This window comes from Pseudomonas sp. TMW22091 (genome assembly GCF_022496705.1).
Taxonomy (GTDB): Bacteria; Pseudomonadota; Gammaproteobacteria; order Pseudomonadales; family Pseudomonadaceae; genus Aquipseudomonas; species Aquipseudomonas saxonica.
Genome location: NZ_SCFI01000002.1, coordinates 518,354 through 537,448, shown reverse-complemented (window position 1 = coordinate 537,448; position 19,095 = coordinate 518,354). Strand labels below are relative to the sequence as shown.

General features: G+C 57.8%; 16 protein-coding genes. 8 read left to right on the top strand and 8 right to left on the bottom strand.

Annotated features, from left to right (window positions below):
- Positions 1-162 precede the first annotated feature (162 nt).
- From EQV93_RS06215 to bioB, 6 genes are all read right to left on the bottom strand, one after another.
- Positions 163-1,968 (bottom strand): phenylacyl-CoA dehydrogenase, encoded by a 1,806-nt coding sequence (locus EQV93_RS06215; RefSeq protein ID WP_122784141.1) that lies wholly within the window; start codon positions 1,966-1,968, stop codon positions 163-165.
- 297 nt (positions 1,969-2,265) lie between these two features.
- On the bottom strand, positions 2,266-2,946 hold the full coding sequence (gene bioD / locus EQV93_RS06210) for a dethiobiotin synthase (protein ID WP_240891113.1): 681 nt from the start codon (positions 2,944-2,946) through the stop codon (positions 2,266-2,268).
- The gene (gene bioC, locus EQV93_RS06205; RefSeq protein ID WP_146426177.1) at positions 2,943-3,755 is read right to left on the bottom strand and encodes a malonyl-ACP O-methyltransferase BioC; all 813 of its coding nucleotides are present in this window, start codon (positions 3,753-3,755) and stop codon (positions 2,943-2,945) included. The genes bioD and bioC overlap by 4 nt, the downstream gene beginning before the upstream one ends.
- Entirely contained in the window at positions 3,748-4,479 is a 732-nt protein-coding gene (locus EQV93_RS06200) for an alpha/beta fold hydrolase (protein WP_240891111.1), read from the bottom strand. Before EQV93_RS06200 ends, bioC begins: the two co-directional genes overlap by 8 nt.
- Entirely contained in the window at positions 4,472-5,644 is a 1,173-nt protein-coding gene (gene bioF / locus EQV93_RS06195) for an 8-amino-7-oxononanoate synthase (RefSeq protein ID WP_122784137.1), read from the bottom strand. The genes EQV93_RS06200 and bioF overlap by 8 nt, the downstream gene beginning before the upstream one ends.
- A gap of 65 nt (positions 5,645-5,709) precedes the next feature.
- Positions 5,710-6,765: a biotin synthase BioB gene (gene bioB, locus EQV93_RS06190; protein ID WP_122784136.1), complete on the bottom strand. Its 1,056-nt coding sequence runs from the start codon at positions 6,763-6,765 to the stop codon at positions 5,710-5,712.
- Between the two features lie 87 nt (positions 6,766-6,852).
- On the opposite strand from bioB, the gene EQV93_RS06185 reads away from it, so the two are divergent.
- The 4 genes from EQV93_RS06185 to rarD all read left to right on the top strand — a co-directional run bounded on the left by EQV93_RS06185 (position 6,853) and on the right by rarD (position 11,694).
- Positions 6,853-7,614 carry a ComF family protein gene (locus EQV93_RS06185; RefSeq protein WP_240891110.1) on the top strand — a complete coding sequence of 254 codons (762 nt, stop codon included), beginning with the start codon at positions 6,853-6,855 and terminating at the stop codon, positions 7,612-7,614.
- Positions 7,615-7,676: 62 nt separating this feature from the next.
- Positions 7,677-9,578, top strand: a complete 1,902-nt coding sequence (locus EQV93_RS06180) for a PhoX family protein (RefSeq protein ID WP_146385956.1) — start codon at positions 7,677-7,679, stop codon at positions 9,576-9,578.
- A gap of 95 nt (positions 9,579-9,673) precedes the next feature.
- Positions 9,674-10,648 (top strand): serine/threonine protein kinase, encoded by a 975-nt coding sequence (locus EQV93_RS06175; protein ID WP_122784133.1) that lies wholly within the window; start codon positions 9,674-9,676, stop codon positions 10,646-10,648.
- A gap of 161 nt (positions 10,649-10,809) precedes the next feature.
- A complete protein-coding gene (rarD, locus tag EQV93_RS06170) occupies positions 10,810-11,694 on the top strand; it encodes an EamA family transporter RarD (RefSeq protein ID WP_122784132.1) in 885 nt (294 codons plus the stop codon).
- Here rarD and EQV93_RS06165 read toward each other — a convergent pair.
- The gene (locus tag EQV93_RS06165) at positions 11,691-12,203 is read right to left on the bottom strand and encodes a glycine cleavage system protein R (protein ID WP_122784131.1); all 513 of its coding nucleotides are present in this window, start codon (positions 12,201-12,203) and stop codon (positions 11,691-11,693) included. The two genes, rarD and EQV93_RS06165, sit on opposite strands and share 4 nt — an antisense overlap.
- A gap of 422 nt (positions 12,204-12,625) precedes the next feature.
- Between EQV93_RS06165 and EQV93_RS06160 the strand changes: the two genes are divergently transcribed.
- Both EQV93_RS06160 and EQV93_RS06155 read left to right on the top strand, forming a co-directional pair.
- Entirely contained in the window at positions 12,626-14,803 is a 2,178-nt protein-coding gene (locus tag EQV93_RS06160; RefSeq protein WP_240891109.1) for a malate synthase G, read from the top strand.
- Between the two features lie 214 nt (positions 14,804-15,017).
- Positions 15,018-15,425, top strand: coding sequence for a hypothetical protein (locus tag EQV93_RS06155; protein ID WP_240891108.1), 408 nt, complete (start codon positions 15,018-15,020; stop codon positions 15,423-15,425).
- A gap of 50 nt (positions 15,426-15,475) precedes the next feature.
- On the opposite strand, the gene EQV93_RS06150 is transcribed toward EQV93_RS06155, so the two are convergent.
- A complete protein-coding gene (locus EQV93_RS06150) occupies positions 15,476-15,916 on the bottom strand; it encodes a response regulator (RefSeq protein ID WP_122784128.1) in 441 nt (146 codons plus the stop codon).
- Between the two features lie 291 nt (positions 15,917-16,207).
- On the opposite strand from EQV93_RS06150, the gene EQV93_RS06145 reads away from it, so the two are divergent.
- Positions 16,208-18,142 (top strand): putative nucleotidyltransferase substrate binding domain-containing protein, encoded by a 1,935-nt coding sequence (locus tag EQV93_RS06145; protein ID WP_146424815.1) that lies wholly within the window; start codon positions 16,208-16,210, stop codon positions 18,140-18,142.
- Entirely contained in the window at positions 18,139-18,849 is a 711-nt protein-coding gene (locus EQV93_RS06140) for a 3'-5' exonuclease (protein WP_240891107.1), read from the top strand. Before EQV93_RS06145 ends, EQV93_RS06140 begins: the two co-directional genes overlap by 4 nt.
- Positions 18,850-19,095: the final 246 nt, after the last annotated feature.

The following is a 19,095-nucleotide window of genomic DNA, read 5'->3' as shown; positions in this document are numbered from 1 at the left end:
CGTTGTGCGAAGGTAGCAGTCTAGCTTAACGACGATAGCGATACATAGGGTCAAGCCGTGACTATTAATTAAAATCCAGTCACAACCCTGTAGTCGCTGCTAGCCAAAAAAAAGCCGCGTCCCCCGAAGGAGAAGCGGCTTTTGCAGATCAAGCGCCGGAGCTTAGTAGCCCAGGTCGAAATCTTCTTCTTTCATGTCCATCAGGTTGGCAGCACCCGACAGCATGGTCGCAACGTGTGCACGGGTGCGCGGCAAGATGCGCTGGAAGTAGAAGCGCGCCGTTTGCAGCTTGGCTTTGTAGAAGGCTTCTTCCGAAGTGCCTGCAGCCAGTTTTTCAGCCGCCAGGCGGGCCATGTCAGCCCAGAAGTACGCCAGGCACGCATAACCGCAATACATCAGGTAATCGACGGAGGCAGCACCCACTTCTTCACGGTTTTTCATCGCCGCCATACCGACCTTCATGGTCAGCTCGCCCCATTCCTTGTTCAGTGCAGCCAGCGGGGTGACGAACTCCTGAACAGCTTCGTTGCCTTCGTTGTTCTGGCAGAATTTGTGCACGATCTTGGTGAAACCTTTCAGGGCTTCGCCTTGGGTCATCAGCACTTTACGGCCGAGCAGATCGAGAGCCTGAATGCCGGTGGTGCCTTCGTACAGCATCGAAATACGGCTGTCGCGTACGTTCTGCTCCATGCCCCACTCAGCGATAAAGCCGTGGCCGCCGTAGATTTGGACGCCGTGGTTAGCGGACTCAAAACCGACTTCAGTCATGAATGCTTTAGCGATAGGAGTCATGAAGGCCAGCAGTGCGTCGGCTTTCTTCTTCTCTTCTTCATCAACACCGTACTTGACGATGTCAACTTGCTTGGCGGTGAAGTAAACCATCGCGCGGTTGCCTTCGGCGAACGCCTTGGTGGTCAACAACATGCGGCGTACGTCTGGGTGAACGATGATCGGGTCAGCGGCCTTTTCAGGGGCTTTAGGGCCGGTCAACGAACGCATCTGCAAGCGATCACGGGCGTATTTCAGACCGCCCTGGAAGGCGATTTCCGCATGAGACAGACCTTGCAGGGCAGTGCCCAGACGCGCGGTGTTCATAAAGGTGAACATGCAGTTCAGGCCTTTGTTCGGCGGGCCGATCAGGAAACCGGTGGCGCCGTCAAAGTTCATCACGCAGGTGGCGTTACCGTGAATGCCCATTTTGTGCTCAAGGGAGCCACAGGACACGGCATTGCGCTCACCCAGGCTGCCATCGGCATTGGCATTGAACTTGGGCACGATAAACAGCGAGATACCTTTGGTGCCCGCCGGTGCATCAGGGAGGCGAGCCAATACGATATGGACGATGTTGTCAGCCATGTCGTGTTCACCGGCCGAGATGAAAATCTTGGTGCCGGATATTTTGTAAGAGCCATCAGCCTGAGGTTGGGCTTTGGTGCGCAGCAGGCCCAGATCGGTACCGCAGTGCGATTCGGTCAGGCACATGGTGCCGGTCCATTCGCCGGTAACCAGCTTGCTCAGGTAGGTCTCTTGTTGTTCAGGGGTGCCGTGCTCGGAGATGGTGTTCATCGCACCATGAGACAGGCCAGGGTACATGCCCCACGACCAGTTGGCCGCGCCGACCATTTCGCTCACGGCCAGGCCCAAAGACTCAGGCAAGCCTTGGCCGCCGTGCTCTACGTCGTGAGCCAGACTTGGCCAGCCGCCTTCAACATATTGCTTATAGGCTTCTTTGAAGCCGGTCGGGGTTTTAACACCGGACTCGCTCCAGGTGCAGCCTTCAATGTCACCCACGCGGTTCAGAGGTGCCAACACCTGCTCACAGAACTTGGCGCCTTCTTCAAGAATGGCGTCAACCGTATCTGGAGTAGCGTCCTGGCAAGCCGGCAGGCTTTGATAATGCGCTTCGTAACCGAGCAGTTCGTCACGAACGAAGCGAATATCACGCAAGGGGGCCTTGTAATCAGGCATAGCGATAAACCTCTGCTGATGAAACCTTGGATGAACAACCGCGTGGATTTGTTATAGCGGTCAAACAGGTGTTTGAAACATACGTTTACGCCTATTTATTGTCAAGCAGCGCGATGCCGCCGTTCGTCTCGGATATCAGAATGAAGGTGTCGAAAAAAAGCTGTAGCCGCTGCCGCAGGCTGCGTCCGGCGACGGTGTCGTCGTAAACCCAATGCCTGCGATTTGTCAGATAGATGGAAGGCTCAGGGCTTACGATCGCTTTGCAATCGGAGGCAGCCGCTACGGGTGAAAGACGGGTTAGTCCAGCAAATCCAGTTGCAGATGCTCAGCCACCGCTTTGGCGCTGGCGGACTTCAAACGCGGCACGCGACCCAAACACGGGGCCGGCAAGCGCTCCGCTAACGTGGCGAGGTTTTCTTCAAGGCGTGAGGTCTTCGGGCCAATAATATTAGCCACCCAGCCGGCCAGTTGCAGGCCGTCTCGGGCGATGGCTTCAGCGGTCAGCAAGGCATGACTGATGCAGCCCAGGCGCACACCCACCACCAGAATGACCGGTAAATTCAGCGCTTGGGCCAAGTCCGACAAACTGTCTTGTCCGGACAGCGGCACGCGCCAACCGCCTGCGCCCTCTATGAGGGTGAACTGCGCCTGCTTGTCCAAAATGGCCTGCATGGGGACGAGCAGCGAGTTTACGGTGAGCGTCACACCCACTTCGCGTGCAGCAATATGCGGCGCAATGGCCGGCTCAAAGGCCACCGGGTTCACTTCGTTGTAAGTCAGCGGTATCGAACATTCGGCCATCAGCGCCAACGCATCGGCATTGCGCAGCCCCTTGGACGTAGTTTCACAGCCTGAGGCTACCGGCTTGCCGGCTGCCGTGGTCAGCCCGGCTTCGCGGGCGGCAAACAACAACCCGGCAGCCACCGTGGTCTTGCCCACATCGGTGTCGGTGCCTGTAATGAAGTACGCTGGGTTCATCGCGTTTTCTCCAAAATGCCGTAAACCACCTGATAGGTTGCCGGCAGCCCTAAAGGCTGCCGAAATTGCTCATACGCGCCCACCAACTTCTGAATACGTGCCCGAGTGGTCAAGCCTTCCGGACGCCCAGGATTGAGGTTGTGCGCCCCCAATGCTTTGAGTTCATGGGTCAGTTGGCGTACTTGCGGGTAGTGCAGCACATGGGGCTGAATCTGCAAGCCTAGCACCTTCAAATGGCTGTCGGCGCAGACCCGTTGATAGGTTTCAAGCTCGCGAAAACGATTGACGTGGACCTGCCCGTCCACGGCCCGCCAGCTGTCTCGCAGCTCACCCAACGTGCCGACACACAAACTGGCAAAGGCCAGCACGCCGCCCGGCCTGAGCACACGATGCGCCTCGCTGAGCACAGCGTTGAAATCAGCACACCACTGCAGCGCCAGACTGGAAAAAATCAAATCGCAACTGCTGTCTTGAAGGGGCAGGCATTCGGCGTCACCGGCAATAAAATGCTGCGCCCCGCCCAACGGCCGCGCGTAAGACAACATACCTTGGGCGATATCCAGCGCCAGCCCTTGGCTATCCACAAAATGCTCATTTAAAGCGCGGCTGAAATACCCCGTGCCACACCCCAGATCCAGCCAGCGCTCAGGAACGAAGTCTGCAGGCAGGCGGGCGATCAACTCATGACCCACAGCACGTTGCAACTCCGCTACTCGGTCGTAGCTACTTGCCGCACGGGAAAATGAAACCGCTACCTGACGCTTGTCAGGCAAATGATTGGCCAAGTTCGCACTATTCAAATCAGTCATCACCCAACTCATGTAAAAAAGCCTGAATCGCCGCCGCCAATTCGTGGGGTGCTTCCAGTAAAAAGGCATGGGAGGCCTGCTCAATCAGGCCCACTTCGACATCCGGCAACAACGCCAGCACCTGCGTCGCTACCGTTTCTGGCACCAGCGCATCCAACCCGGCGAACAGGTGCAATTGCGGCCCGTTGAAGGCCTGCAAGGCTGCACGCGTATCCAGCCGGCCCAGCAATTCAAGCGCCGCCACCAGCTTATTGCGCGGCACTGTGGGGGCACCGGCCAGCAGTAAACCGGCAAGCTTGCGCGCATCCACAGCGCCTTGGCTGCACAACCGGCAGAAGCGTTTCAAAAGTGTATTGGGGGCGTCCTGAAAGTTGCTCAGGAACGTGTCGAAAGTGGCGACAGGCATCGCACCGGGCCAATCGTCACGGCACACAAAATTCGGGTTACTGGCCAAAGTCACCAGCCCACAGCAACGGTCGCCTCGCCGTGCGGCCAACTCACTGGCCAGCATCCCGCCCAGGGACCAACCTCCCAGCCAGACGTTGTCGGGCAGTGTGGCATCCAGATCGTCGAGCCAGTCGTTCAGCGTGGCCGAATCCAGCATCGGCAGCGGCTCGATTTCCACCCGCAGGTGTTCGTCCAGGCCACGTAATGCAGACGCCAAGGGTTCCAGAGGTGAAACCCCCAAGCCCCAGCCCGGTAACAGAATCAAGCGATCACGCATCGTCAAACTCCAGCTCGCGCCAACAGTCGTCCAGTACTGATAACAGTAGCTGCACCTGTGCTTCTGTGTGCGCAGCGGACAAGGTGACACGCAAGCGCGCGCTGCCTGCCGGTACCGTTGGCGGGCGAATCGCTGTCACCAATACGCCACACTCACGCAGCCTCTGCGACAGACGCAGCGCCCGGGCACTGTCACCCATCAGGATGGGCTGGATCGGCGTAAAACTGTCCATCAGTTGCAATCCGATTTGCTCAGCACCTCGGCGAAACTGCTGTATCAAGCGATTCAAGTGCTCGCGCCGCCAGTGCTCAGTGCGCAACAGCTCAAGGCTTTTAAGCGTGGCGCACGCCAAGGCGGGTGGTTGGCTGGTGGTGTAGATGTAGGGCCGGGCGAACTGAATCAGGCTTTCGATCAGTTCCTCACTGCCCGCCACAAACGCGCCGCTGGTACCAAAGGCTTTGCCCAAGGTCCCCATGAGGACCGGCACCTGCGCCACGCTCAAGCCGAAATGTTCGACAACTCCGCCCCCCTTGGCGCCCAAAGCGCCAAAACCGTGAGCATCATCGACCATTAGCCACGCGTCTTTCGCTTTGGCTTCGCGGGCCAAGGCAGGCAGGTCGGCCACATCGCCGTCCATGCTGAATACGCCGTCAGTGACCACCAGCGTATTGCCACATGCCTTGGCCAGACGGGTGGCCAGGCTGGCCGCGTCGTTATGCAAATAGCGATTGAACCGTGCACCGCTCAACAAGCCTGCGTCCAGCAAGGACGCATGGTTGAGACGGTCTTCGAGCACCGTGTCGCCCTGCCCCACCAGCGCGGTCACTGCGCCCAGATTGGCCATATAGCCATTACTGAACAACAGCGCACGCGGGCGGCCGGTAAATTCGGCCAGCGCTTCTTCGAGTGCGTGATGCGGGGTGCTGTGGCCGATGACCAAGTGCGATGCACCGCCGCCTACGCCCCAGCGCGCTGCACCGTTTTGCCAAGCCTCGATCACCTGAGGATGATTGGCCAAACCGAGGTAGTCGTTATTGCAAAAAGCCAATAAAGGCTGGCCGTCGACCACCACCTGTGGCCCTTGCGGGCTGTCGAGCAAGGGGCGATGACGGTACAAATGGTCGGCACGACGCGCAGCCAGACGGGCGTTCAGATCAAAAGACATGCTGGCCTCGATAAGCGTTGCGTAGCCACTGCCGCCGGTGCGTCAGTGGCTACGGGAATAGCGGGTTAAACCGCAGCGTCGTAGAACTGCTCGCTGGATTTCTGATCCCGCAGCGCATGCTCAATGGCTGCCTGATGAACCTCGTCGGCGTGGTCCTCATGGGCTTCAGGCAAGATGCCCAGACGCGCAAACAGCTGCATGTCCTTGTCGGCCTGCGGGTTGCTGGTGGTGAGTAATTTGTCACCGTAGAAAATCGAGTTGGCACCCGCCAGAAATGCCAGCGCCTGCATTTGCTCGTTCATCGCCTCGCGCCCGGCGGACAAGCGAACATGGCACAGCGGCATCATGATTCGAGCCACCGCCAACATGCGGATAAAGTCGAACGGATCAACGTCCTCAGCGTTTTCCATCGGTGTGCCGGCCACTTTCACCAGCATATTGATGGGCACCGACTCTGGATGCTCAGGCAGGTTAGCCAGCTGGATCAACAGATTGGCGCGGTCATCCAGCGACTCACCCATGCCCAGAATCCCGCCGGAGCATATTTTCATGCCCGCATCGCGCACATAGCTCAGGGTCTGCAAGCGCTCGCTGTAAGTGCGAGTGGTGATGATTGAGGTATAGAACTCTGGCGAGGTGTCGAGGTTATGGTTGTAGTAATCGAGCCCCGCACCTGCAAGGGCCGCGGTTTGCTCCTGATCGAGCTTGCCCAGCGTCATGCAGGTTTCCAGGCCCAGCGCTTTCACCCCTTTGACCATTTCCAGCACATAGGGCATGTCTTTGGCTGAGGGATGCTTCCAGGCCGCGCCCATGCAGAAACGCGTAGCGCCGATGTCCTTGGCTCGCTGTGCTTCTTCAAGCACCTTTTGCACCTGCATCAACTTCTCTTTGGCCAGGCCCGTGTTGTAGTGGCCCGACTGCGGACAATATTTGCAATCTTCCGGGCAGGCGCCGGTTTTAATCGAAAGCAGCGTTGAAACCTGCACCCGGTTGGCATCGAAATGCGCGCGGTGAACGGTCTGCGCCTGAAATAACAGGTCATTGAACGGCTGAACAAACAGTGCACGGACTTCGGCTAAAGACCAATCGTGTCGCACGTTGGCAAAGGTGCTGGCGCTCATCGGCGTTTCTCTTGTTTATGCTGGACTTGATCCTGAGGCAATCGCCCCAGGCACGGCACGGATGCCCGGCATGTTTAAGGATGCGACATGAACTGTCAACCACATTGGATAAGAGTGGTTTACAAGTGGTTATTTAATGATCAGTACTGTTTATTGTGTGATGAGCGTACCGACACCTCACTGGCCGTATGCACAGCCTGCGAGTTCGAACTGCCTTGGCTCAATGAATGCTGCCAGCAATGCGCCTTGCCCCTGCCGAAAACAGACCTGAGCTGCGGCTACTGCCTCAAACAACCTCCCGCCTTCGAACGTGTGCATGCCCCCTGGTTTTATGGCTTTCCCATTGACACTTTGATCGTTCGTTTCAAGCACAACAGTAAGTGGCCCTACGGACGACTTTTAGCCGAACTTCTAGGCCAATCGCTGCTTGATCACTTCAATGCCGGCAATCAAAAGCCCGACTTCCTGTTGCCGGTGCCCTTGTCCATTCAACGCCTGCGCCAGCGCGGTTATAACCAGGCGGCAATGCTCGCGGGCTGGCTCAGTCAGTCAGTGGCAATCCCCTGTCACGAACAGTGGTTAGTTCGCATCCAGGACACACCGGCACAGCAGGAACTGGATGCTAAAACCCGTAAACGTAACTTGTTGAATGCATTTTGCCTGGCCTCAGACGCACGGGTTCAGGGCGCTCATGTGGCGTTGGTGGATGATGTGCTGACGACCGGCGCCACAGCACAAAGTTTGGCGCTGTTGTTGCGCAAGGCCGGTGCACGGCGGGTGGATGTGTATTGCCTGGCCCGCACGGCAAAGTCCGAGGGGCCATCACAATCGCGGCTTCGCGAGCGGTGAAACATTCCTGTCATACCGGCTGATTAAGGTGACTGCAAAAATCGTCTAAAGCCGAGACTGCCATGAACCTATTAGAAGAAGACCAACCCACCGACCTTGAGCAGCTCATCGGCCTCAGCCGACGTGGTTTTATCGGCGCCGGTGCCCTGTGCGGAGCGGCCCTGTTTTTAAGCGGCGGGCTGCTCAGCCGCAGCGCGCTGGCAGCCAGTGTCAGCGCAGCTTCCAGCCAGTTACTGGGCTTTGACAGCATCAAGGCCGCGACCACCGATAGCATCAGCTTGCCGCCCGGCTATCGCTCATCGGTGCTGATCAGTTGGGGCCAGCCCCTGCACATCGACGGCCCGGCCTTTGACCCCAGCGGCAAAGGCACGGCCAGCGCGCAAGAAGTCCAGTTCGGCGACAACAATGACGGCATGAGTCTGTTCGCCTTCCCTGATGACCCCAACCGCGCCTTGATGGCAATCAACAACGAATACACCAACTATCGCTACCTGTACCCCCATGGCGGCATGCCCACCTCACTTGAAGAGGTGCGCAAAGCTCAGGCCAGCGAGGGGGTGTCTGTCATTGAAATTCAGCGTAAGGGGTCAGGGTGGCAGTTTGTGCAGAACTCGCCCTTCAACCGCCGCATACACGGCAATACGCCGATCCGCCTCAGCGGCCCGGCTGCAGGCCACGCCTTGTTGCGCACGCCAGCCGACAACACAGGCACCCGTGTGCTGGGAACCTTCCAGAACTGCGCCAACGGTAAAACACCTTGGGGCACTTACCTGACCTGCGAAGAAAACTTTACCGATTGTTTTGGCAGCACCGATCACAAACAAAGCTTCAACGCTGCACAGAAACGGTACGGCGCGGTAGGCACCAGCAAAGAGATCAACTGGCACCCCCACGATCCGCGCTTCGATTTGGCGGTCAATCCAAATGAGTTGAATCGCCATGGTTGGGTCGTAGAAATCGATCCGTTCGATCCGCACTCCACCCCGGTAAAACGCACGGCGCTAGGCCGCTTCAAGCATGAAAACGCTGCCCTTGCGCAAACCCGGGACGGCCGCGCAGTGGTCTACATGGGCGATGATGAACGTGGCGAATTCATTTACAAGTTCATCAGCCGCGACAAAATTGATCACGCAAATCCCAAGGCCAATCGCGACCTGCTGGATCACGGCACGCTCTACGTTGCCCGCTTTGACGATGGTGACAAAAATCCCGATCGTCCCAAAGGCAAAGGCCTGTGGGTTGAATTGAGTCACGGTAAAAACGGCCTGGACGCCAGCAACAACCTAACCAGTCAAGCCGAAGTCCTGATTAACGCTCGTCTGGCCGGTAGCATTGTCAACGCCACGCGGATGGATCGCCCGGAGTGGATTGTGGTCAGTCCCAAGGACGGCCAGGTGTATTGCACCCTGACCAATAACGCCAAGCGCGGCGAAGACGGGCAACCCGTCGGCGGCCCCAACCCGCGAGAAAAGAACGTCTACGGGCAGATTCTGCGCTGGAAAGCACACAACGGCGATCACAGTGCAGACACCTTCGATTGGGATCTGTTTGTGGTCGCAGGCAATCCGGTGGTCCACGCTGACCAGCCAAAAGGAGGCTCGGCCAATATCACCCCGCACAACATGTTCAACAGCCCCGACGGCTTGGGCTTTGACGATGCCGGACGTTTGTGGATCCTGACCGATGGCGACGCCAGCAACAGCGGCGACTTTGCCGGTATGGGCAATAACCAGATGCTCTGTGCCGACCCTGACAGCGGGGAAATTCGCCGCTTTATGGTCGGCCCTGTCGGCTGTGAGGTGACGGGCATCAGCTTTTCTCCGGATCAGAAAACCCTGTTCGTCGGCATCCAGCACCCGGGCGAAAACGGCGGCTCAACCTTCCCGGAACACCTGCCCAACGGTAAACCCCGCTCCTCGGTGATGGCCATCAGCCGTGAAGACGGCGGTATCGTCGGCACCTGACCCTCGCCAACTCCGGCATTAAGTCGCCGCCCCGCGACCGGTCTGCGCTAACATGCATGGCCGGACGCGGCAGCCTGCTGCGCGCAGGAGTCAGCATGTCTCATCCGTTTGCAACACTTACCCCAGATCTGGTGCTCGATGCCGTCGAAAGCATCGGTTTCCTCAGCGATGCCCGCGTGCTCGCACTCAATAGCTACGAAAATCGCGTGTACCAAGTCGGCATCGAAGACTCGGAACCGCTGATTGCCAAGTTCTATCGGCCTCAGCGCTGGACCAACGAAGCGATCCTTGAAGAACACCGTTTCACCTTCGAACTGGCCGACTGTGAAGTCCCGGTCGTTGCCCCCATGATTCACAACGGCGAGAGCCTGTTTGAGCACGCAGGCTTTCGCTTTACCCTGTTTCCTCGCCGGGGTGGTCGTGCGCCTGAGCCTGGCAACCTCGATCAGCTGTATCGCCTCGGGCAACTGCTGGGCCGCTTGCACGCGGTAGGTGCGACCAAACCGTTCGAGCACCGCGAAGCGCTGGGCGTGAAAAACTTCGGCCACGACTCATTAACCACGTTGCTCGAAGGCAACTTCATCCCGCGCAGCCTGCTCCCGGCCTACGAATCAGTGGCCCGTGACCTGCTAAAGCGTGTGGAAGACGTGTACGCCGCCACACCGCACACCAACATCCGCATGCACGGTGACTGCCACCCCGGCAACATGATGTGCCGCGACGAGGTGTTCCATATCGTCGACCTGGACGACTGCCGCATGGGGCCAGCGGTGCAGGATTTATGGATGATGCTCGCCGGCGATCGCCAGGAATGTCTGGGCCAATTGTCCGAACTGATGGACGGGTACAGTGAGTTTCACGATTTCAACCCGCGAGAACTGGCGTTGATCGAACCGCTGCGTGCATTGCGCCTGATGCATTACAGCGCCTGGCTGGCTCGCCGCTGGGACGACCCGGCGTTCCCCCATAGCTTCCCGTGGTTTGGCACTGAACGGTATTGGGGCGATCAGATATTGGCCTTGCGCGAACAATTGTCGGCGCTCAATGAAGAGCCGTTAAAGCTGTTTTAACACCACGCCCCGTAGCAGCTGCCGTAGGTACGAGGCTGCTTGCGGCGGCGTAGCCGTCGTAAAATCGGCTCACTGGGACTCTGAAAATCAGGAACTCAGTATTTACGGTCGCTGCGCAATCGTACGCAGCTACTGAAATATTTATAAACAAGGACCCCTGCATGCAAACCGCCAACCCGCGTCGCGGGTACATTTTAGGCCTCAGCGCCTATGTCATCTGGGGACTGTTCCCGCTCTACTTCAAACTTCTGGCCAGCGTGCCGGCGGCCGAGATCATCGTTAATCGGGTGCTCTGGTCCGCCCTGTTCGGCTCCTTGATGCTGCTGGTGTGGAAACACCCCGGCTGGTGGCAAGAGTTGCGCGACAACCCTAAGCGCCTCGCAGTACTGACCCTCAGCGGCCTGCTGATTGCAGTCAACTGGCTGACCTACGTGTGGGCCGTGAACAATGACCGCATGCTCGAAGCCAGCCTCGGCTACTACATCAACCCGCTGGTGAACGTGTTACTGGGCATGCTGCTGTTGGGTGAGCGTCTGCGCCGCCTGCAATGGCTGGCCGTGGGCCTGGCAGTGATCGGCGTGGCCCAGCAAGTGTGGCAAGTCGGTAGCCTGCCTTGGGTTTCACTGGTGCTGGCGCTGAGCTTTGGTTTTTACGGGCTGATTCGCAAACAAGCGCCGGTCAAAGCCTTGCCGGGGTTGGTGATCGAAACCTGGATTCTGGTGCCCATTGCCATTGTCTGGTTGCTGATACACCCCGAAGCCAACAGCGCACACGCCGACTTCTGGGGCACCTCTGAAGCCTGGCTGCTGGTGGCTGCTGGCCCCGCTACCTTGATTCCGCTGGTGTGTTTCAATGCTGCGGCGCGGCATTTGCCCTACACCACGTTGGGCTTTATGCAATACATCGCGCCTACGCTGGTATTGATTCTGGCAGTGACGGTGTACGGCGAGCATTTGTCGGCGAGTACCCTGATTGCCTTTATGTTTATTTGGGCCGGTCTGGTGGTGTACAGCATTGATGCGTGGTTGACCCTGCGCCGACGCTAATCCTCGGTGTTCAACTTGAGTTCAACCAGCAACTCATCTGCCAGGGCTTCGAGACTCTTTTGCAACACCTCCAGCGAGTGCGTCAGCGGCACCGCCAAAATGGCTTCAGCGTGAAACAGCGGCTCGTTGCTCATGGGCGCGGGCCGCACATCCGTCACCAGCCGCTCCAGATTGATCCCTTGCTGGGTCAGCACCCGCGAAATATCACGCACGATGCCGGGGCGGTCATTGCCGACCAGCTCCATGGCGATGGGCTTCCAGGTGCAGGATTGCTCGATGCCACTTTCGGCGAACATCACCTGAATCCCTTCCAGATGCTTTAACGCGTCCAGCAGCTCTTCGTAAGTTTCGGCTGGCACACCCACGCGCAAAATCCCGGCAAACTGCCCGGCCATGCGCGACATGCGGCTTTCCAGCCAGTTCCCGCCATGGGCGGCGATGCAGTCAGCAATGCGCTCGACCTGCCCCGGTTTGTCCGCAGCAAAGACCGTAATCACGAGATGATTCATGGCTGGACTCTCTTATTAAGGGTCGGTTGAGTATAGGCCGCCTTCCACTACCTGTAGCCGCTGCCGCAGGCTGCGATAAGGTCCGCAGAACCTGCACCGGCACTCAGCCCATCACAGGCTCGTTGCTGCGTATCGAAATGCGCCAGAACACAAAATTGTGTACTGTTTTTAGAATTATCTGGAACAACCTGTGTATTTCTTGAGAACATCCTGTTCTTCTGCGTGACCGATAGCGTAAAAATGGTCGCAGAACGACGTGATCAGTCTGATTTTCACATCGCCAATTGATCATGTAGTATGCCTCGGCAAGCACTACATAACTGGCAACACCGCCCGCCAAGGCGTCTGTTTTAACCCGCACGACCCGGCAAGCACGAGCTAACGCAGTGTCAGGCTTTAAATAAAAATGAGTGAGGCAAGCAATGACTGAACACGTTCACGTCGGTGGCCTGCAGGTCGCCAAAGTCCTGTTCGACTTCGTCAACAACGAAGCCATTCCCGGTACCGGCCTCGACGCCGACCAGTTCTGGGCCGGTGCCGACCAGGTTATCCATGACCTGGCCCCCAAGAACAAAGCACTGCTCGCCAAACGCGATGATTTGCAGGCGCGGATCGACGCCTGGCACCAGGCTCAGGCTGGCAAGGCCCATGACGCCGTGGCTTACAAAGCCTTCCTGCAAGACATTGGCTATTTGCAGCCAGAAGCGGCCGATTTCCAGGTAACGACGCAAAACGTCGATGACGAAATTGCCCGTATGGCTGGCCCACAGCTGGTGGTGCCGGTCATGAATGCACGCTTTGCCCTCAACGCCTCGAACGCCCGCTGGGGTTCGCTGTATGACGCGCTATACGGCACCGACGCGATCAGCGAAGCCGATGGCGCTGAAAAGGGCAAAGGCTACAACAAGGTGCGCGGCGACAAGGTGATTGCCTTCGCCCGTGCTTTCCTAGACGAAGCAGCACCGCTGGCTCAAGGGTCTCACGTTGATTCAACCGCCTACGCCATCATCGGCGGTGCCTTGCAGGTCACCCTCAAAGACGGCGCCAGCACTGGCCTGCGCGACACCGCACAACTGATCGGCTACCAGGGTGATGCGGCGGCACCCACCGCCGTGTTGATCAAACACAACGGCCTGCATTTTGAAATCCAGATCGACGCGGCCAGCCCGGTCGGCCAGACCGATGCCGCCGGCGTCAAAGACGTGCTGATGGAAGCAGCCCTGACCACCATCATGGACTGTGAAGACTCCGTCGCCGCTGTCGATGCTGACGACAAGGTGGTGATCTATCGCAACTGGCTGGGCCTGATGAAAGGCGACCTCAGCGAGCAGGTGTCCAAAGGTGGCCAGACCTTTACCCGCACCATGAACCCGGATCGTGAATACACCGCGCCCAACGGTGGCACGGTCAGCCTGCACGGCCGCTCGCTGTTGTTCGTGCGCAACGTGGGTCACTTGATGACCATCGACGCGATCCTCGACAAAGACGGTCACGAAGTCCCGGAAGGCATCCTCGACGGTCTGCTCACCAGCCTGGCCGCGATGCACAGCCTGAACGGCAAGGCCACGCGCAAAAATAGCCGCACCGGGTCGGTTTACATCGTTAAACCGAAGATGCACGGCGCAGAAGAAGCGGCGTTCACCAACGAGTTGTTTGGCCGCATCGAAGACGTGCTCACACTGCCGCGCAACACGCTCAAAGTCGGCATCATGGACGAAGAGCGCCGCACGTCGATCAACCTCAAGGCGTGCATCAAAGCGGCCAGCGAGCGCGTAGTGTTTATCAACACCGGCTTTCTGGACCGTACCGGCGACGAGATTCATACCTCGATGGAAGCCGGCCCCATGGTACGCAAGGCCGACATGAAGTCGGAAAAATGGATTTCAGCCTACGAAAACAACAACGTGGATGTCGGCTTGAGCACGGGCCTGCAAGGGCGTGCGCAAATCGGTAAAGGCATGTGGGCCATGCCCGACCTGATGGCCGCCATGCTCGAACAGAAAATCGCTCATCCGCTGGCGGGTGCCAACACCGCCTGGGTGCCCTCGCCGACGGCCGCCGCCTTGCACGCGTTGCATTATCACAAGGTAGACGTGTTCGCCCGTCAGGCCGAACTGGCCAAGCGCGCTCATGCTTCGGTGGACGACATTCTGACTATCCCGCTGGCCGTGAACCCGCAATGGACGCCCGAGCAGATCCAGAACGAACTGGACAACAACTCCCAAGGCATCCTCGGCTACGTGGTGCGCTGGATCGATCAGGGCGTGGGCTGCTCCAAAGTGCCGGACATTCACGACATCGGCCTGATGGAAGACCGTGCCACGCTGCGTATTTCCAGCCAGCACATCGCCAACTGGCTGCGTCATGGCATTGTCAGCGAAAGCCAAGTGCTGGAAAGCCTTAAACGCATGGCGCCGGTGGTGGACCGTCAAAACGCCAACGATGCGTTGTATCGTCCATTGGCACCGAACTTCGACAGCAACATCGCCTTTCAGGCGGCCGTCGAGCTGGTGATTGAAGGGACGAAGCAGCCGAACGGCTATACCGAACCGGTCTTGCATCGCCGTCGCCGTGAGTTCAAGGCTAAAAACGGGTTGTGAACAAGCGTTAGTGGAAAATCCGATACCCCTCACTTGAGGGGTATTTTTTTGTCTGAATATTCAGAAAGTGGACATTCATGTGCAGTTCGTCTCTTTGATTACTTACCACCCTGCGACCGGATATAAGTGGACTACGCTTACTTTCATCATTGAACATTCACTGTTCAAAACTGCACAAGGTCGATGGTAGGCCGTTAATAATTGAGAGGCATATATGGGTGATTTCATTATTGTGAAAGGTGCACAAATTAAAATGCCAGAAACATTTGGGCCAATTATATTAGTTCCTCCTCCTTTGCACACGCTGGAGGCAACTGGTTACGCGACTATAGAAGGCGCTAAAATCTGTCAGGAGAACGATGAAAAGAAGGTAAAAATCACTACGAAATATACAACCGCCATACATATTAAGCCAGGGGAGGTTTTACTAACTATAGCTGAAGCAAAGACGGCTTCGTATGTGCTCAGTACGCAGCCAGTGATTACTGCTCAAAAATGGACAGTCCTTTGCGCAGTCAAAATTCCGGCAACGGACCCTCAGGGAAATCTAGACTCTACGATCCCGCAACTTCAAGATGTATTCATTATCAACAACCCTAATCAATTCGTGACGGTAGAGTAATCAGTACACCACCGCATAAACTGAAAATGATTGGGCGTTCATGTGTATGACTATACTCCCAACTCCTGTGCAATCAACTGAAGCAGCTTTTGGGTATCAATCGGCTTGAGCAGAAAATCCACCACATTCAGGTGCATGGCTGCAATGGCATCTTTTACCCCGGCATCACCCGACATGATGATGATCGGCAGGCTGGCGCGTGTTGAAGCGCGGACCTTGCGGATCAGGTGCAAGCCATCATGGGGCACCATGCGCAAGTCGGTCAGTATCAGCCCGACCGAGTCGTCGGACGCGAGCAATGCCAACGCTTGCTGTTCATTGCTGGCGGTCAGGCATTTATAGCCTTCCTCCGTTAAAAGCTCTGCCAGCAGCTCGCGCTGTAATTGATCGTCTTCAACGATCAACACACTTTGCCGGGCGATGACCGGGGTGTGCATCACCTCGTTCAAGGCCTTGCGCTCTGCGTCGGTCAAAATATCATGTTCAGTCATGCCGCTCTCTACAGAACCCTGTCCGCTATTTTCTCAGCAGCGTAGTCGTTTATCTCGCGACCACGCCTCCTGTTCACTCAATGCGCTTATACCAAAGCCAGTGGCTTCAATCATCAAGTATCAAACCACACAAATGCCTCTAAACATTCAACATGTTAGCCCCCCTAGACTTACGTCCAATGGGCACCCGCGCGCAGACAAACGAGCATGAGGGGGTAGCAGCACCCTGGGCCGGCACACCCCGCCCCGTCATAACAACAAGGGTTAACCACCTACAACGCGGTAACGGTCATGAGTAAATCGGATGCGTTTCTCCAGGCGGGGAAAACAGCTGTATTGCAGAACATTCACGGCACCATGCAGTTCTTGCAGCGTTTTCCGCCCTTCAACCACATGGAAAACACCCACTTGGCGTTCCTGGTGGAACAATGCCAGCTGCGTTTCTATGGCCCCGGCGAAAGCATCATCCGACCGGCTGACGGGCCGGTAGAACATTTTTACATCGTCAAGCAAGGCCGGGTCGTGGGTGAACGTACTCATCTGGGCAGAGGCGATACCGAAACCACATTTGAAATTACGGCCGGGGAGTGCTTCCCCCTCGCAGCACTGTTGGGCGAGCGTGCTACCCGCACGGAACACCGTGCTGCTGAGGATACCTTTTGCCTGCAACTGGGCAAGGCCGCGTTTATCAAACTGTTCGCCCTGTCCGACGATTTCCGCGACTTTGCGCTGCGTGGTGTCAGCAGTTTACTCGACAAGGTCAACCAACAGGTTCAACAGAAAGCGGTACAGACCCTGGGGACTCAGTACTCCCTCAACACCCGCCTCGGCGAACTGGCGATGCGCCATCCCGTGACCTGTTTGCCCGGAACTTCCCTGCGCGAAGCCGTGCGCCTGATGCATGAGCAACAAGTCGGCAGCATTGTCGTCGTCGATGCCGACAAAGCGCCGCTGGGCATCTTTACCCTGCGCGATCTGCGCCACGTAGTGGCCAGTGGTGTTGAGGACTTCGCCCAGGCTATCGATGTGTTTATGACCCCGGGCCCGTTTTACCTGACCCCCGATCACAGCGCCTTCGATGCCGCCATCGCCATGACCGAACGGCATATCGCCCACGTGTGTCTGGTCAAAAATCAGCGCCTGTGCGGCGTCGTGTCCGAGCGGGATTTGTTTTCATTGCAACGGGTCGATCTGGTGCATCTGGCCCGCACCATTCGTCACGCACCCAAGCTGGAGAACCTGATCAACCTGCGCGGCGAAATTGGCCAGTTGGTTGAGCGAATGCTGGCCCACGGCGCGTCTTCGACGCAGATAACCCACCTCATTACTCAGCTTAATGACCACACGGTGTGTCGCGTCATCGAGTTGGTGCTGGCTGACCGCGGCGACCCTGGCGTGCCGTTCACGTGGCTGTGTTTTGGCAGCGAAGGGCGACGCGAGCAAACCCTGCACACCGATCAGGACAACGGTATTTTTTTCGAGGCTAAAGACGCCACAGAAGCTGCCGAAATTCGCCAGCGCTTGCTGCCCATCGCTCAGCAAATTAACCAGCACCTGGCCGCCTGCGGTTTTACCCTGTGCAAGGGCAATATCATGGCCGGCAATCCTGAACTGTGCTTGTCCCGTGCCGAATGGGCTCGACGCTTTGCAGCCTTTATCCGCGAAGCCACTCCCGAGAATCTGCTGGCCTCCAGCATTTATTTTGATCTGCGCGCCGTCTGGGGAGACGAACAAGGCTGCCAGCAGTTGCGCGCTGGCATCCTCGACCAAGTGGCCGACAATCGCCTGTTCCAGCGCATGATGGCTGACAACGCTTTGCGCCATCGTCCACCCGTGGGGCGCTTTCGGGAATTTGTGCTGGAACGCAAAGGCAGTGACAAAGCCACACTGGACCTCAAAGTTCAGGGCCTTACGCCCTTTGTGGATGGCGCCCGCCTGCTGGCGCTGGCCCACGGCATTGAAGCGACCAACACCCTCGAACGCCTGCGCCAGCTGGTGTCGCTGGACGTCATCGAAGCGCTGGACGGTGCCGCCTATGAAGAGGCGTATCACTTTATCCAGCAAACCCGCATGCAACAGCACCAGTTACAAACCCGGGAGAACCGTCCGTATTCCAACCGGGTGGACCCCGACAACTTGAACCAGCTCGACCGGCGCATCCTGCGTGAGGCCCTGCGTCAGGCACAACGCCTGCAAAGCAGCCTGGCGTTGCGGTACCAGCTATGAGCTTCTGGTCGTGGTTTTTACCCGGTAAAAAACCGCTGCTGAGCCTTGAGCAACAACAACGCTTGCTGCAACTGCGGCCATCACCGGGGCTGAGCGAACGTTCATTGCGCCAACAGCGCTGGGTCGTGGTCGATCTGGAGACCAGCGGCCTGAATCTCAAGCGCGATCAAGTGCTGTCCATTGGCGCAATGGTGATTGAAGACGGCGCGATCGATCTGGGTCAGGCCTTTGAACGCACGTTAATGCGCACCCAGATGCCGCTCAATCCCAGCGTATTGCTGCACGGTCTGGGCCCGAGTGCGATTGCCGCCGGTTGCGACCCTGTCGACGCCCTGCTCGACTTTATGGAATTTGTCGGTGACAGCCCGCTGCTCGCCTTCCATTCCCCGTTTGACCAACACATGCTCGGCCGTGCCCTGAAAGAAAGCCTGGATTATCGCTTGCAGCATCCTTTTATGGATGTCGCGGCACTGGCGCCCATGCTGTGCCCGCAGATCAACCTGCGCGAAGCCGGATTAGACGCGTGGATCAACCACTTCAACCTCCAGGTTGAAGAACGCCACAATGCCAGCGCCGACGCGCTGGCCACCGCGGAGCTGGCCCTGATCCTGTTCAGCCGCGCCCGCGCCCAACACATCGACAGCCCCCAAGCCCTGCAACAGCAGCTAAACCAGTGGCAACGACGCAAACAGGTGCACAGCTTTTAATAAGTACCCCTGACCGTAGCCGCTGACGAGGCACGAGGCTGCGATCGGCGGCAAAGCCGTCGTAAAACCATTCAGCGCACGGTATCCGCTCACAGCACATGCGACGATTGCATCGTCGATCGCAGCCTTCGGCAGCGGCTACATGATCGCAAGCCCCCTCTTGCCATCCGATGAGCGTCAATTGCGCATGGCCAATGGCTCTGACACAATCGCGAATAATTATCGTTAGTTAAAACTTGTATTCGG

Excerpts from the sequence above, each read along its gene's own strand:
- bioB (WP_122784136.1), bottom strand. The coding sequence starts at position 6,765 with ATGAGCGCCAGCACCTTTGCCAACGTGCGACACGATTGGTCTTTAGCC.
- EQV93_RS06165 (WP_122784131.1), bottom strand. The coding sequence starts at position 12,203 with ATGAATCATCTCGTGATTACGGTCTTTGCTGCGGACAAACCGGGGCAG.
- EQV93_RS06150 (WP_122784128.1), bottom strand. The coding sequence starts at position 15,916 with ATGACTGAACATGATATTTTGACCGACGCAGAGCGCAAGGCCTTGAAC.
- bioF (WP_122784137.1), bottom strand. The coding sequence starts at position 5,644 with ATGTCTTTTGATCTGAACGCCCGTCTGGCTGCGCGTCGTGCCGACCAT.
- EQV93_RS06140 (WP_240891107.1), top strand. The coding sequence starts at position 18,139 with ATGAGCTTCTGGTCGTGGTTTTTACCCGGTAAAAAACCGCTGCTGAGC.
- bioD (WP_240891113.1), bottom strand. The coding sequence starts at position 2,946 with ATGAACCCAGCGTACTTCATTACAGGCACCGACACCGATGTGGGCAAG.
- EQV93_RS06200 (WP_240891111.1), bottom strand. The coding sequence starts at position 4,479 with ATGCGTGATCGCTTGATTCTGTTACCGGGCTGGGGCTTGGGGGTTTCA.
- EQV93_RS06180 (WP_146385956.1), top strand. The coding sequence starts at position 7,677 with ATGAACCTATTAGAAGAAGACCAACCCACCGACCTTGAGCAGCTCATC.
- rarD (WP_122784132.1), top strand. The coding sequence starts at position 10,810 with ATGCAAACCGCCAACCCGCGTCGCGGGTACATTTTAGGCCTCAGCGCC.
- EQV93_RS06175 (WP_122784133.1), top strand. The coding sequence starts at position 9,674 with ATGTCTCATCCGTTTGCAACACTTACCCCAGATCTGGTGCTCGATGCC.
- bioC (WP_146426177.1), bottom strand. The coding sequence starts at position 3,755 with ATGACTGATTTGAATAGTGCGAACTTGGCCAATCATTTGCCTGACAAG.
- EQV93_RS06155 (WP_240891108.1), top strand. The coding sequence starts at position 15,018 with ATGGGTGATTTCATTATTGTGAAAGGTGCACAAATTAAAATGCCAGAA.
- EQV93_RS06185 (WP_240891110.1), top strand. The coding sequence starts at position 6,853 with ATGAACTGTCAACCACATTGGATAAGAGTGGTTTACAAGTGGTTATTT.
- EQV93_RS06215 (WP_122784141.1), bottom strand. The coding sequence starts at position 1,968 with ATGCCTGATTACAAGGCCCCCTTGCGTGATATTCGCTTCGTTCGTGAC.
- EQV93_RS06145 (WP_146424815.1), top strand. The coding sequence starts at position 16,208 with ATGAGTAAATCGGATGCGTTTCTCCAGGCGGGGAAAACAGCTGTATTG.
- EQV93_RS06160 (WP_240891109.1), top strand. The coding sequence starts at position 12,626 with ATGACTGAACACGTTCACGTCGGTGGCCTGCAGGTCGCCAAAGTCCTG.